The sequence below is a fragment of the Pseudomonas sp. WS 5410 genome (genome assembly GCF_012985645.1).
Taxonomy (GTDB): domain Bacteria; phylum Pseudomonadota; class Gammaproteobacteria; order Pseudomonadales; family Pseudomonadaceae; genus Aquipseudomonas; species Aquipseudomonas shahriarae.
Map to the genome: position 1 here is coordinate 1 of NZ_JAAQWS010000019.1, position 14,281 is coordinate 14,281.

The 14,281-nt window shown below is 63.6% G+C and carries 12 protein-coding genes; 7 read left to right on the plus strand and 5 right to left on the minus strand.

Annotation, left to right across the window (positions count from 1 at the left end):
* Nucleotides 1–395: 395 nt before the first annotated feature.
* Nucleotides 396–890 carry a hypothetical protein gene (locus HBO24_RS23335; RefSeq protein WP_057440074.1) on the minus strand — a complete coding sequence of 165 codons (495 nt, stop codon included), beginning with the start codon at nt 888–890 and terminating at the stop codon, nt 396–398.
* Between the two features lie 119 nt (nt 891–1,009).
* On the opposite strand from HBO24_RS23335, the gene HBO24_RS23340 reads away from it, so the two are divergent.
* Entirely contained in the window at nt 1,010–1,711 is a 702-nt protein-coding gene (locus HBO24_RS23340) for an aspartate/glutamate racemase family protein (RefSeq protein WP_057440073.1), read from the plus strand.
* Here HBO24_RS23340 and HBO24_RS23345 read toward each other — a convergent pair.
* From HBO24_RS23345 to HBO24_RS23355, 3 genes are all read right to left on the minus strand, one after another.
* Nucleotides 1,699–2,211 (minus strand): GNAT family N-acetyltransferase, encoded by a 513-nt coding sequence (locus HBO24_RS23345; RefSeq protein ID WP_115128132.1) that lies wholly within the window; start codon nt 2,209–2,211, stop codon nt 1,699–1,701. The genes HBO24_RS23340 and HBO24_RS23345 overlap by 13 nt on opposite strands.
* A 60-nt stretch (nt 2,212–2,271) precedes the next feature.
* Nucleotides 2,272–3,420, minus strand: a complete 1,149-nt coding sequence (locus tag HBO24_RS23350; RefSeq protein WP_170060408.1) for a glycerate kinase — start codon at nt 3,418–3,420, stop codon at nt 2,272–2,274.
* 112 nt (nt 3,421–3,532) lie between these two features.
* On the minus strand, nt 3,533–4,633 hold the full coding sequence (locus HBO24_RS23355) for a sugar diacid recognition domain-containing protein (RefSeq protein ID WP_170060409.1): 1,101 nt from the start codon (nt 4,631–4,633) through the stop codon (nt 3,533–3,535).
* Between the two features lie 170 nt (nt 4,634–4,803).
* On the opposite strand from HBO24_RS23355, the gene HBO24_RS23360 reads away from it, so the two are divergent.
* Entirely contained in the window at nt 4,804–6,114 is a 1,311-nt protein-coding gene (locus tag HBO24_RS23360; RefSeq protein WP_032860575.1) for an MFS transporter, read from the plus strand.
* 112 nt (nt 6,115–6,226) lie between these two features.
* Here HBO24_RS23360 and HBO24_RS23365 read toward each other — a convergent pair whose 3' ends face one another.
* On the minus strand, nt 6,227–6,931 hold the full coding sequence (locus HBO24_RS23365) for an SDR family oxidoreductase (protein WP_170060410.1): 705 nt from the start codon (nt 6,929–6,931) through the stop codon (nt 6,227–6,229).
* Nucleotides 6,932–7,032: 101 nt separating this feature from the next.
* Here HBO24_RS23365 and HBO24_RS23370 point away from each other — a divergent pair, with 101 nt between their 5' ends.
* The 5 genes from HBO24_RS23370 to HBO24_RS23390 all read left to right on the plus strand — a co-directional run bounded on the left by HBO24_RS23370 (nt 7,033) and on the right by HBO24_RS23390 (nt 14,281).
* Nucleotides 7,033–7,935 carry a LysR family transcriptional regulator gene (locus HBO24_RS23370; protein ID WP_120732901.1) on the plus strand — a complete coding sequence of 301 codons (903 nt, stop codon included), beginning with the start codon at nt 7,033–7,035 and terminating at the stop codon, nt 7,933–7,935.
* A gap of 232 nt (nt 7,936–8,167) precedes the next feature.
* Nucleotides 8,168–10,297: a TonB-dependent receptor gene (locus HBO24_RS23375; protein WP_233092186.1), complete on the plus strand. Its 2,130-nt coding sequence runs from the start codon at nt 8,168–8,170 to the stop codon at nt 10,295–10,297.
* A 16-nt stretch (nt 10,298–10,313) separates the two neighbouring features.
* Nucleotides 10,314–12,026 (plus strand): ABC transporter substrate-binding protein, encoded by a 1,713-nt coding sequence (locus tag HBO24_RS23380; protein WP_170060453.1) that lies wholly within the window; start codon nt 10,314–10,316, stop codon nt 12,024–12,026.
* On the plus strand, nt 12,023–12,946 hold the full coding sequence (locus HBO24_RS23385; protein ID WP_170060411.1) for an ABC transporter permease: 924 nt from the start codon (nt 12,023–12,025) through the stop codon (nt 12,944–12,946). The genes HBO24_RS23380 and HBO24_RS23385 overlap by 4 nt, the downstream gene beginning before the upstream one ends.
* Nucleotides 12,947–13,039: 93 nt before the next feature.
* Nucleotides 13,040–14,281: an acyl-CoA dehydrogenase family protein gene (locus HBO24_RS23390; RefSeq protein ID WP_170060412.1), complete on the plus strand. Its 1,242-nt coding sequence runs from the start codon at nt 13,040–13,042 to the stop codon at nt 14,279–14,281.

Sequence of the window (14,281 nt, forward strand, 5' to 3'; positions counted from 1 at the left end):
TTTTGATCTGAGGCGCCCCGTTAAACCACGCTGGCCGTCATCCGATATTGATTTGGGGGGTAACCCGGCAGGACGCCGGGTTAGCCGCGCTGGGCCATGGATGGCCCATCGCGGCGGCCCCCCAAATCAATGTCGGATGACGGGCACACCGAGCCTGGGCGAGGTGCCGAGTGGTGGGGCAAGAGCCCTTTTGGTTACTTTTGGGGCTCTTTTCCAAAAGTGACCCGCTGTAAGAGCGGAACCAATAGCCGCCGTGACCGCAGCAACGGATATGTACACAAACCCAGAAAAGAGTGGTTTAAATACTCATGCCGCGATGGCGGTATATCAGGTTAGGAATACTTGCCTGACACCCCGCTACCGCGGGCAAGCCCGCTCCCACATTTGCCCGGGGATCAGCCCCGTTCGCGCGGAATCAGGCTCTGCAACTGCAAGGCCAGAAAATTGGCATCAAAGGTGAACGTGTCCGGGTCTTTCAAACCATTGGTTTTCTTCCACAGCCAATCATCATTCCCCGGCAACAACACCAGCGAAATACTGCCGTAGCGAGCAGCAGTCAGCCCCATGACCGACAACGAAATCAACCCACCCGCCCCCATCACATCCGGCACAAACTCCACCGGCTTGCCTGCGATATGAATGGTCAGTTTCTCGGTCTTGAAAGTCGACGTCTCCACCGGCACGCTTGGGCCAGACGCCACATAAGCCTCACGCTGCACCTCCAGCAAACCATCACGCTTGACCGGCGCCAACCACTGCTCGATCTCGCCGTACAGCTCAGTGATTTTCTGGGTCCAGCGGGCTGACTGCACCTCGAACTGCTGGCGCTTGTGCGCTTCGCTGTCGGCGTAGTGACGAAGCATCTCGCCCAATTGCTGTACATCGTCCATTGCGGTGTTCCTCGGGGACTGCAAACAACGATCATGGCAGATGCAGCAGCGCCGCGTATGACTAACGCTCACTGGTTGGGTAAGGTGTGGCTTTCGCCTATCCGCTTGAGGAGCTTTGCATGCGCACCATCGGCCTAATCGGCGGCATGAGCTGGGAGTCCAGCGCCGAGTATTACCGGATCATCAACCAGCAGGTACGCGACCGGTTGGGGCCGCTGCGCTCGGCACAAATCCTGCTGTACAGCGTCGACTTCGGCCCGGTGGAACAGGCCCAGCACGCCGGGCGCTGGGATGACGCGGCGCTGATCCTGCAAGACGCCGCGCGCCGCCTGCAAGCCGGTGGCGCCGACTGCATCGTGCTGTGTACCAACACCATGCATCTGCTGGCGCCACAGATCGAAGCCGCCGTATCGCTGCCGTTTCTGCATATTGCCGATGCGGCCGGCGCAGCGGCGGTCAAGGCCGATACCCTGACCGTCGGCCTGCTGGGTACCGCGTTTACCATGGAACAGGATTTTCTCAAGGCACGCCTGGCAACCCAGGGCTTGAACGTGCTGGTGCCCGACGCAGCAGAACGCCACGCCGTGCACCGGATCATTTATGAAGAGTTGTGCGTCGGGGTGATCAGCGAAGCCTCACGCCAGGTTTACCAGCAGGCCATTGCCAACCTTGCAGCCCGTGGTGCCCAGGCGATTATCCTGGGGTGTACCGAAATTGGCCTGCTGATCAAACCCGAGCACAGCCACCTGCCGTTGCTCGACACCACCGAGCTGCATGCACAGGCTGCGGTGGCGTTTGCCCTGGGGGATCAGGCGGTCTGACGCAGGCGGGCCATGCTCAGGGCGTCGACAAATACGCCGTCGCGCACGGCGTAATCGCGCAGCCGGCCTTCAGTCTCGAAACCGAACTTGCGGTACAACGCCTGGGCCGGCTCGTTGTCGACATACACCGTCAGTTCCACCCGGTGCAGGTTCATCCAGTTGTCGGCCACCTCCAGCGCCGCGCCCAGCAGTTGGGTGCCCACGCCCTTGCCCTGCCAGGCCACGGCCACCCCCATGCCGATACTGCCGACATGGCTTTGCCGACTGCGCGCATATTGCTCCAGGGTGCAGTTACCAATGACCTCGCCCGCCTGCACCGCCACCAGCCTGAGCAGTCGCTCATTGGTATCGGCCAGGCGCTTGCGCCACACCTCCAGTGACTGGAACGGCATCTGCAGCACCTGACGGCACACGGCCGGGTCGTTGTAGAGCGCACGCATGCCTTCGAGATGGCTTTCGGCAAAGCGCTGGATCACGATCGTGGAATCAGGTGTAGGCATTGTGTTTCATCCTTTGAAAGACAAGTGGCCGAGCAGTGTAGGCAGCGACAGCAAGCGCTGTCATCCGCGGCTGCGTTGCGCGCCCAAGCGCCACACCCGCGCAATATCCGCCGCCCGCTCACGCAGCAACCGTGGTGCTTCGCTGCAGGCCTGCTCCAGGCTCATCGGCCCGCCAGGCAAAGCAAACGCGGCGTCGACGCCATGGGCGTACATCTGCTCGTAGCCCTCGCCCAGCGTGCCAGCGATCACGATCACCGGAACACCGTGCAGCTTGGCCACCCGCGCCACGCCAAAGGGGGTTTTGCCGCGCAGGGTCTGGGCGTCGAAGCGGCCTTCGCCGGTGATCACCAGGTCGGCGCCGCGCACGGCGTGTTCCAGGCCCACCAGTTCGGCGACCACCTCCACACCCGGGCGAAACTGCGCGCCGAGGAAGGCCTTGGCGGCAAAGCCCAGACCACCGGCCGCGCCGCTGCCCGGCTCGTCGCGCACGTCTCGGGGCAGCACCTCGGCGCAGTGGTCGGCAAAGTGTCCGAGGGCCTGGTCCAATTGCTCGACTTGGTGTGGGTTGGCGCCTTTTTGCGGGCCGAAAATCGCTGAGGCGCCGTGGGGGCCGCACAGGGGGTTGTTGACGTCGGCGGCGATGTCGAAACGCACTTGGGCCAGGCGCGGGTCCAACTGTTCAAGCTTGATCCGCGCCAGCTGCGCCAGGGCCAGACCGCCGCGCGCAAGGGGTGTGCCTTGGGCATCGAGCAGTTGCACGCCCAGGGCCTGCATGGCTCCGGCGCCGCCGTCATTGGTGGCGCTGCCGCCAATCGCCAGGATGATCCGCTGGGCCCCGGCGTCCAGGGCGGCGCGGACCAGCTCACCCGTACCGAAGGTGCTGCTGGAGCAGGCATCACGCTGCCCCGGCGGGACCCGTTGCAGGCCGCTGGCTTCGGCCATTTCGATGATTGCCGTGGCACTTTCAGCCAACCAGCCCCAGTGCGCCTCAACGGTGCCGCCCAACGGGCCTTGCACGGTGCAACTGCGCAATTGCCCGTGGCAGGCCGCGAGCACCGACTCCACCGTGCCTTCACCACCGTCCGCCATCGGGCACTGGATCAGTTCGGCATCCGGCCAGACTTGAGCCAACCCTTGGGCAATGGCCTTGGCCACGCCTTCGGCACTCAGGCTGTCCTTGAATGAGTCGGGGGCGATGATGACTTTCATGGGCTTTCTCCAGTTTTTATGACGCCCATGCTGCCAGTTGGCACCGGCAATGACGCCTGTCCAATGCACAAGCGTGGCTGGGGTTTGTTGTTCATTTCTACAAAAGCGCCTCCTACAGGGTTTGCGGCAGCAGTTGCACCCCCAGGTACAGCGCGAGCATGCCATCCAAGGTCAGGGGATCGACACCGCTCAATTCGGCAATGCGCTCCATGCGGTAGCGCAGGCTGTTGCGGTGGATGCCCAGGGCGTCGGCGCACGCTTGGCTTTGCCCGTCGTGTTCGCACCAACTGCGCAGCGTCGCCTGCAGTTGGCCGTTGGCGTCCTTGGCCAGGACCTTGCGTAACGGGTTGAGCAGTTCATCGAGGGCGTCGTCGTTGCGATGGCGCCAGAGCATCACCGGCAATCGATAGCGGTTGAGGGTCAGCAGGCGTGACTGGGGCAGTACGTCGCGGCCATAGGCGAGCAAGTCCGCAACCCGCCGATAACAGCGGCGCAAGCCGGCCAACCCATCGGCCTGGCCACCCACGGCGACCCGCAGGATGTTCCAGCCCGAGGCCTCGAGTTTTTCCAGCAGGCGCGGGTTGTCCATCGGCACCGCCGCCGGGCGGCACCACAGCAACGAAAACTCTGCAGAGCTGACACACCAACTGTCCGGGTATCGGGAGGCCAGCCAGGCTGCCAGGGCTTCGGCGGTCTGCCCCGGGCCCAGTTCAAACAGATAGGGGGTGCGCGGCAACTGCGGCTTGAGCCCCAGTTGCTGGGCCTCATCCACCAGGCGCGGCGATTCGCCGCTGTCGGCCAGCAGCAACGCCAGCAGATCATCACAACGTTGGCGTCGCCATTGCTGCTCCGCCTGTTGATGGCGCTGGCTGACCAGCATCTCGGCGGTCATGCGCACCAGTTCGGCATAGGTGCGCAGCAACTGCGGTTCACCACTGATGCCCAGCACGCCGATCAGGCGCTGATCATGCAGCAGCGGCAGGTTGATCCCCGGCGCGACACCCTTGAGGTGCTTGGCGGTCTGGCTGTCGATTTCCACCACGCGACCGTTGGCCAGGACCAACTGCGCGCCTTCATGGCGGGTGTTGATGCGCTCCGGTTCGCCGCTGCCGAGGATCAGGCCCTGGCTGTCCATGACGTTGACGTTATAGGGCAAAATGGCCATCGTGCGATTGACGATTTCCTGCGCCAAGTCATGATCGAGTTCGAACATGGGGCTAAATTCCTTGAAAGCGCTGCATTACGCGATTGTTCAAAGGCACAGCGCAATGGATGGATCGCTGTGCGGGGGCACAAAGACACGGCACCGTCCCGTGACCGAGACTCTTGGGGCGATCAACGTTACCCGCGCATCGCGAAAAATCATAATAAAGAGAGAACGCCATGTCACAGAGCGCCGCCGCTACCCTGGCCAACGATGACGACAAAAACGCCGTCTACAAGCGCATCACCCTGCGCTTGATCCCCTTCATTTTCATCTGCTACCTGTTCAACTACCTGGACCGCGTCAACGTCGGCTTCGCCAAGTTGCAGATGCTCGACGCCTTGAAGTTCAGCGAGACCGTGTACGGCCTCGGGGCCGGGATCTTCTTTATCGGCTACGTGCTGTGCGGCGTACCGAGCAACCTGGCGTTGACCAAGTTCGGTCCACGGCGCTGGATTGCGCTGATGATGATCACCTGGGGCACCCTGTCCACCTGCCTGCTGTTTGTGACCACGCCGACGCACTTCTACACCTTGCGCCTGTTTACCGGTGCCGCTGAAGCGGGCTTTTTCCCGGGCGTGGTGCTGTACCTCTCGCAGTGGTTCCCGACCTTCCGCCGTGGGCGGATCATGGCGCTGTTCATGTCGGCAATCCCGGTGTCCGGCCTGCTCGGCAGCCCGTTCTCCGGCTGGATCCTCAACCACTTCGCGGCGGGCCAGGGTGGCCTCGCGGGCTGGCAGTGGATGTTCCTGCTACAAGGTGTGCCGACGGTCATTCTCGGCGCCCTCGCCTACTTCCTGCTCAGCGACAGCTTCGCCAACGCCAAATGGCTGACCGCCCATGAGCGCGCAGTGCTCGAGGCCGACCAGGCCACCGACCTGGCCAACAAGCCCAAGACCACCACTGATTCGCTGCTGGAAGTGTTCAAGAACCCGGCGATCTGGGCGTTCGGCCTGATCTACTTCTGCATCCAGAGCGGCGTGTACGCCATCAACTTCTGGCTGCCGTCGATCATCAAGAACATGGGCTTTAGCGATAACCTGGTGATCGGCTGGCTGAGTGCGATCCCTTATCTGCTGGCGGCGGTGTTCATGTTGCTGGTGGGCCGCTCCGCCGACCTGCGCAAAGAGCGCCGCTGGCACCTGGTGGTGCCGATGCTGATGGGCGCTGTGGGCCTGATCATCGCGGTGAACTTCGCCACCACCCCAGCCATTGCGATCCTTGGCCTGACCATCGCCACCATGGGCGCCCTCACCGGCCTGCCGATGTTTTGGCCGGTGCCCACTGCCATGCTCAGCGCCGGCGCGGCCGCGGGCGGCCTGGCCTTGATCAACTCCATGGGCCAGATGGCGGGCTTCTTGAGCCCGTATGTGGTGGGGTTTGTGAAAGACGCCACCGGGTCCACCGACCTGGCGCTGTACCTGCTGGCGGCGGTGATCGTCGCGGGTAGTGTGCTGGCGTTGCGCATGACCCGTACCCTGAAGGCCTGACACGGTAAAAAATGTGGGAGCGGGCTTGCCCGCGATAGCGGTGGATCAGTCCTATATATTGACTGACACGCCGCCATCGCGGGCAAGCCCGCTCCCACATTGGGTTCGGTGTTTACAGCAAACCGCCGCCGTCGATGTCGATCACGCTGCCGGTCATAAAGCCATTTTCCATGGCCATCAAATAACCCGCCGCCACCTCCTCCGCCTGCCCCACACGCCCTACCGGCAACGCCCCACCCGCCTTGGCGAACATGCCCTGACGCTGTTCCTCAGGCATCCCCGCGTATGCCGGCGTGTCGATCACCCCTGGGCTGACCACATTGACCCGCCGTGGCGCCAGTTCCTTGGCCAACTGCTTGCCCAACGCTTCGGTCGCGGCATTGATGCCGACCTTGATAAATTGCCCTGGCACCAGCTTGCGCCCGAGCTGCCCCGAGGTGAGGACGATGCTGCCGCGCTCGTCGAGAAAAGGCAGCGCCTGCTGGATTGCGCGCAAGGCGCCCCAGAGCTTCACATTGAAGTTGTCCTGGGCCAGTTGCAGGTCGGTGTCCTGCAGGTGCTTGGCCTGTACCGCCGGGCCCGAGGTGAACACCAGGTGATCAAAACGCCCCACCGCTTCGAACAGGCGCTGCAGGGCGGCGCTGTCGGTGACGTCCACCGGCTCGCTGCGCACGCTATTGTCGACCGTCGACGACAGGCGTCGCCCGGCCAGTACCACGTGCGCGCCACGGGATGCCGCCTGTCGGGCGACTTCCGCACCAATGCCGCTGCTACCGCCAATCACCACCACGGTTTGGCCCTTGAGGGGAGATGTCATGGGAACTGCCTCGTCCTGAAAAAATGAGCGTTCATCTTCCCAGCTTGGCAATCGTGGAAAAATCCCGGTAAAACGACAGGATCTTTAAAGGATTTTTACAAATGAGCTCAATCCTTGACCTGGAAGTGTTTGTGCGCACCGCCGACAGTGGCAGCCTCTCGGCGGCCGCCCGCAGCCTTAGCCTGACCCCGGCCGCCGCCAGCATTGCCCTCAAACGCTTGGAAACCCGCCTGGGCATGCGCTTGCTGGCCCGCTCCACACGTAGCATGCGCCTCACCGAAGAAGGCCGGCGCTACCTGGACAGCGTGCGGGTGGCCCTGGAAGCACTGGCTGAGGGCGAACAGGCAATCAAGCAACACGGCCAGAGCCTCAGCGGCTTGCTGCAACTGTCCGCGCCCTCGGATTTCGGACGCAATGTACTGCTCGGTTGGCTGGACCAGTTCAAGCGCGAACACCCGAATATCCGCCTGCAACTGCTGCTTAACGACAGCAACGCCGACCTGTTCCGCGAAACCGTGGACATCGCCCTGCGCTTTGGCGTGCCAAGGGATTCCAGCCTGGTGGCGCTGCCGGTGGTCGCCGATCACCGCCGTATCGCCTGCGCCAGCCCCGCGTACCTGGCACGCCACGGCACACCCCAGGTGCCGGCCGAGCTGACGCAGCACAGCACCCTGCGCTACATGCGCCAGGGCCGCGCCAACAGCACCTGGTATTTTCGCCAGGGCACGTTGCTGGAAGAGGTCGAAGTGGGCGGCGACTACCTCAGTGATGACGGGGAAATCGTGCGGCGCTGGGCCCTGGCCGGCCACGGTATTGCCTACAAGGCCAACCTGGATGTAGCCGGCGATATCAAGGCCGGGCGCCTGGTGCCGTTGTTCGGCGAATGGCAAGGCGAGCCCACGCCCTTCAACCTGATGTGCCCCCATCGCCTGCAAGTGTCGGAGCGGGTCAAAGTGCTGCATCGCTTCTTGCAGGCGCGCGCTGGCGAACTGCTCGCCGAATAAGCGCAACACAACGCAAAAACGCTCTAGCGCGGGGCCCTCGGCACTGTACAAAATCCAACAGCAATTCAACAAAGGTGTGGTTTTTTGGCATAAGCGGCCCGCTGTTTAAAACCAAAAACCCCACAAAAACACCCTTCTGGTCTTGGCATGCTTTCTGCTCTATCCCTGCCAGAGATTGACTATACGAATAGAAACTCGCCTCCACTCGTAGCCAATCACAGGGAATGCACAATTGAAGTTGATCTCAAGGCCTCTGCCGCCACTCGCCTCCAGTTCGTTTAAAACCGTCAGCGCCCTAACCTTGTTCCTCGCTGCCCAATGGGCCCACGCCGAGGATTCGCGCCTGCAGACCGTAACGGTGCAGGCCAGCAAGGTCACCGCCAGCGAAGAAGCCCAGCTCAAGCTCGACGAGGTGGCCGGCGGCGTCAGTCTGGTCAAGGCCGCTGACGTCGAGCGCGGTCGCTCGGCAACGCTGGAAGACACCCTCGCCTATCAGCCCGGCGTGTATGCGCAGTCGGCGGGCGGCAACGATGCAATCAAGATTTCCATCCGCGGCTCCGGGGCCAATACCTCGCCGGGGTATTTTCGCGAAGGCACCAAGTTCCTGTTCGACGGCCTGGCCCTGACCGGCTCCGGCGGCACGCCTTATGAGCTGCTGGAAACCCAGGGCCTGGACTACACCGAAGTGCTGCGCGGGGCCAATGCCTTCCAGTACGGCGCGCTGTCGTTGGGTGGCGCGATCAATATGGTGACCAACTCCGGCCTGACTGCGCCGGGCAATCACGCGCGCTTCGAGGCCGGCAGTTTTGGCTGGCGCAAGCAACAACTGAGCACCGGCGGCGTGGTGGACAACGGCGACTACTACGTCAGCCTGAGCAACTCCGAACGCGACGGTTACCAGGACTGGACCTTCACCAAGGCCAAGGGCGTGGTCACCAACTTCGGCTATCGCTTCAACCCCAAGTTGGAGACCCGCCTGTTCGTACGCTACCGCGAGGAATATCACGAAAGCTCCGGCACCCTGACCAAGGCCCAGCTCAAGCACGACTCGTCGCAAACCAACCCGGTGGCCCTGGCCAGCCGCGATGATTCGACCAAGCGTGGCTCGACCTGGGTCGGCAGCAAGACCACCTACACCTTCGACGATGACGCCACCCTGGATTTTGGCCTGGTCTATCACAACTATCCCCAGGTGCTGTACCGCAAGAGCACGGTCAACCCCAACTACTGGGACTGGCGCGACCTGAACCTGTCGCTGACCTATAGCCGCAGCGACCAGATCCAGGGACACACCAGCAACACCTCCTTGAGCCTGACCAGCACCCAGCACCTGCAGGCCGGGGTCAAGACCTACAACGGCAACCCTGCCTCCAGTACCTACGGCGCCTTGCAGAAACAGGCACGCTACACCGGCTCGTTCGACCGCGTGTTTGCCGCTGGCAATGACCTGCAACTGACCGACCGCCTGTGGCTGTCCACCGGCCTGTCGTTGAGCCAGATCAAGCGCGATATCGAGGTGCGCTACTCGGACCGCGCCAATACCTCACCCTACCCGGACCACTACGACTACGACAGCTGGAACGTTGCGCCGCGCCTGGGCCTGCGCTACGAGATCACGCCGGACTTCCAGGTGTTCGGCAACGTCAGCCGCTCTATCGACCCACCCAGCAGTTGGTCGTCATCGGGCTCCGGGGTGGCCAGCAACTACGCCAAGACCCTCACCGAGCAGAAGGCCAATACCGTTGAGTTCGGCGTGCGCGGCAAAGCCGGGATTTTCGACGGCAGCCTGGCGGTGTACCGCTCATGGATCAAGGATGAACTGCTCACCGTCGAAGTGATTCCGGCCACCCGTACCACGGCGGCGGTCAACTCCACGTCCAACGCCAGCCCGACCATCCACCAGGGCATCGAAGCCGGCCTGGATACCGAGCTGTGGCAAAGCGCGCGCGGCGAAACCGTCAGCCTGCGCCAAGCCTACACCCTCAACGACTTCTACTACCGCAACGACGCGCGCTTTGGCTCCAACGAGCTGCCGGGGCTGCCCAAGCACGTGTACCAGGCCGAGCTGCAATACCGCCATCCGGAAGGGTTCTACGCCGGGGTCAATGTGCGCTCGGTATCGAGTACCGCCGTGGACTACGCCAACACCCTGTATGCGCCCTCCTACACGATTTTCGGCGCCACGCTGGGGTATGAAGCCCCGAGCAAGAAATGGCAGGTGTACCTGGACGTGAAAAACCTCACCGACCAGAACTACGTCACCGCCATCCAGCCGATCTACGACGCCCAGGGCAAGGACGTTGCCGCGCTGTATCCGGGGGACGGCTTTGGCGCATTCACCGGTGTGGCGTTCAACTTCTAAGGTGGGAGCCTTGACTATGCCGATCAATCACTGGAGCCGGTACGGCCTGCTCCTGGGGTTGCTGCTGGTGGGCGCCTGCTCGCCGGACGCCCCACCGCCCAGCTCGGTGCAGCGGGTGGACGGCCACCTGGATGCCCAGGGCCTGCTCAGCTACGACCCCAGCGACTACCACGAAACCCGTCAGGGCACGCCGGGCGGCACCCTGCGCGTGTCGGCGGCGTTGGATACCGGCACCTTCGATGTGCATTCCAGCTACCACGGCAACGTGCAATGGCTGGCGCGCATCGTCTACGACTGCCTGCTGTATCAGGACGAGAACGGCAAACTCTCGCCCTGGCTGGCCAAGTCCTGGGACGTCTCAGAGGATGGCAAGACCTACACCTTCCATTTGCGCGACGACGTGACCTTCAGCGACGGCGAAAAATTCAATGCCGAGGCGCTGAGGATCAACCTGGAGCATATGCGCGACCCAGCCACCAAATCACCGCTGGCGGCGGCGTACATCGCGCCCTACGTCGATGGCCGGATCATCGACGACTACACCTTTGAGGCGCACCTGCGCGAGCCCTACTCGCCGTTTTTGTATGTGCTGGCGCAGTCCTGGCTGAGCATGGTCTCGCCCAAACAGATCCGCGAAGCGCCCAAGAGCATCGCCGAGCACCCCATCGGATCCGGGCCGTTCGTGCTGCAAAGCTATACCCGCGAACAAGGCGCGACCTTTATCAAGCGCGCCGATTACCACTGGGCACCGCCGGTCACCCGGCACATCGGCCCAGCCTACCTGGACCGTATCGAGCTGAGCATCGTCCCCGAGGCCATGACCCGCTACAGCACCCTGCAATCCAAACGCTCGGACTTCACCCTGGATGCACCGGCGCAAAATACCGCGGCGATGCGTGCTTCGCAGAACCTGGTGGTGCGCAACCGGATCCGCATGGCCAGCCCTTACCGCAGCCTCACGTTCAATACCCTGCGCTTTCCATTCGACGATGTACGGGTGCGCAAAGCCATCGCCCAGGCCATCGACCGTGACGGCCTGGCCTGGATTGCCGGGTTCGGTGAGTTCTTGCCCAAGAGCGATTACCTGGCGGTGAACACGCCGTTCTACGACCCGGCTTACCGCGACGTATTGAAATACGACGTCGACGCCGCCAATCGCCAACTGGACGAAGCCGGCTGGACCCAACGCGACGCCCAGGGCTATCGGGTCAAGGACGGCCGACGCCTGTCGGCGCACTTGCTGGGTTTTGAAAGCCCGCCATTCCCCAGCAGCGTCGCAGTGGCGGTGCAGGCGGACGTGAAGAAAGTCGGCATGCAGTTCATCATCGAAATGATGCCCCTGGCCCAGCTCACCGACCGCCGCACGGCGGGCAACTACGACGCCATCGGCGGCGGCTATTGGCACACCAACACCCCTGACGGCCTGTACATCCTGTACCACAGCGACTCGCGCGCCTCGCCAAGCAAAAGCGGCAACAACCTCAGCAACCTCAGCGACCCGCGCCTGGACCAGTTGCTCAGCGCCGCCCGCCGCTCCCATGACCCGGTGCAACTGCAAGCCCTGTACAGCGCCGCGCAACAACGCCTGACCGAAGTGGTGCCGGCGGTGCCGGACTTCGAGAGCCAGGTGCTGATTGCCTATCGTACGGCGGTCAAGGGCTTGATTTTCGACACCGTGCACAACACCCCATTCTTTACCAGCGTCTGGCTGGACCAGGAGGCACCATGAAACGGCTTGCCGCTCGACTACTGGCTGGCGTGGGTGTGCTGTGGGGCGCGGCCACCCTGACCTTCGTCGCCATCCATTTCAGTGCCGGCGACCCGGTGCTGGCGATTCTCGGCGGGCCGGACGCCATCCCCACCCCGCAGCAACTGGCCCAGGTCCGCGAGGAATATGGCTTTGACCAACCGTTGTGGGTGCAATACGGGCGCTATGTGGGGCGGATCGCCCACGGTGATTTCGGCGAGTCGTACCGCTTGCGCATTCCCGTCACCGAGGCCATCGGCAAGCAGATTGGCGCGACGCTGCAACTGGCCCTGAGTGCCGCACTGTTGGCTATCGGCCTGGCGCTGGCCAGCGCCGTGCTTACCGCCAAGCGCAATCCCTGGGTGCGCCGCGTGGCTTCGGCCAGCGAGCTGGTGCTGTCGTCATCGCCGTCATTCGTGCTGGGGATTTTGCTGTTGCTGGTGTTTTCGTTCCAGTGGCCGGTGTTGCCGCCAGCCGGCTCCAACGGCTGGCAAACCCTGATCCTGCCGACCCTGGCCCTGGCCCTGCCGATTGCCGGGATGCTCAGCCAGGTGCTGCGCCAGGAACTGGAAGACATCCTCGAACAACCCTTTATCGCCATGGCCCGTGCCCGCGGCCTGTCGCAGACCGCCGTGCGCCTGCGCCACGCATTGCGCCATGCGCTGGTGCCGCTGGTGACCTTGTCCGGGTTCATCTTCGCCAGCCTGCTGGGGGGTGCGGTGGTCACGGAAATGCTGTTCGCCCGCCAGGGTATCGGGCGAATGATGCTTGATGCAGCCGTGGCCAAGGATGCGCCGGTGGTGCTGGGGATCACCTTGTTGGCGGCACTGGTTTATGTGGTGGTGAACCTGTTGGTGGATGTACTCAACGGGTTGATTGATCCACGGGTTAAACCGCGATGACGGCTGATTCACACAGGCTGCTTTAAGTGGGAGCCCGCTCCCACAGTGGATCACCGACAGCTTCAAATACTGTATTCAAGTAAGGATCCGAACATGAGCGACACCCCACTGCACGAACGCTTCGCCCCGGTTTTCCAGCGTATTGCCCAGGGCGCGGTGCAACGCGAGCAAGAACGCACCCTGGCCTTCGACGCCGTCGATTGGCTGAAAACCGCAGGTTTCGGCGCCCTGCGCGTACCCCTTAGCCAGGGCGGCCTGGGCGCCAGCCTGCCGGAGTTGTTCGCCCTGCTGATCGAGTTGGGCAGCGCCGACTCAAACCTGCCACAAATCGTGCGCGCGCATTTTGGCTTCGTCGAGGGCCGGCTGGTGAGCCAGGACCCCGAGTCCCAGGCGTACTGGTTCCCCAAGGTGGTCGCCGGGCAATTGTGGGGCGCAGCCATGGCCGAGCGCAGTGACACCACCACCAACTCGGTGACGCTCAAACCCACCGCCGAAGGCTGGCAACTGGACGGCCAGAAGTACTACTGCACCGGCACCTTGTATGCCGACTGGATCGCCGTGGCCGCCGCCGACGGGCCCGACTTTATCAGCGTGGTGGTGCCCACCGATGCGCCCGGCGTGACCCGCGTGGATGACTGGGACGGTTTTGGCCAGCGCCTGAGCGGCAGTGGCAGCACGCGCTTCGAGCAGGTGGCGGTGCCCGAGCATCAGGTACTGCGGCGCTTCAAGCCCGGCGAGCTGCGCGCCGAGTCGTATATCTCGGCGTTTTACCAGCTGTTCCACCTCGCGACCCTGGCCGGGATCGCCCGCGCCGCGTTGCGCGACGCCGTCGATTTTGTCCAGGGCCGCACCCGCGCATTCGGCATTCCCGGGCAATCCAGCCCGCGCCTGGACCCGCTGGTGCAGCGGGTGATCGGCAAGCTGTCGAGCCTGTCCTATGCCGCCGACAGCCTGGTACAGGCCTGCGCGCAGGTGCTGCAAAGCACCCATGAGGCGGTGCTCGACGGCTCCATCAGCGAGGCGCAATACGTCGATGCGGATGTGCGCACCTACCAGGCACAGCAAGTGATCCTGCCGCTGGTGCTGGAGGCCACCAGCCTGCTGTTCGAAGTCGGCGGCGCCTCGGCCACCAGCCAGGTGCGCCGCCTTGACCGGCATTGGCGCAATGCCCGCACCCTGGCCTCGCACAACCCGGCGATCTACCGCGAGCGGGCCCTGGGCGACTTCTACCTCAACGATGTCAGCCCCGCTGCCGCCTGGCGCGCCGCCCAGGAACAGGCCGTGGCCGACCACCCCGAGCATGCCAGCGCCCGCGATGAAGCCAGCGCCGTCTAA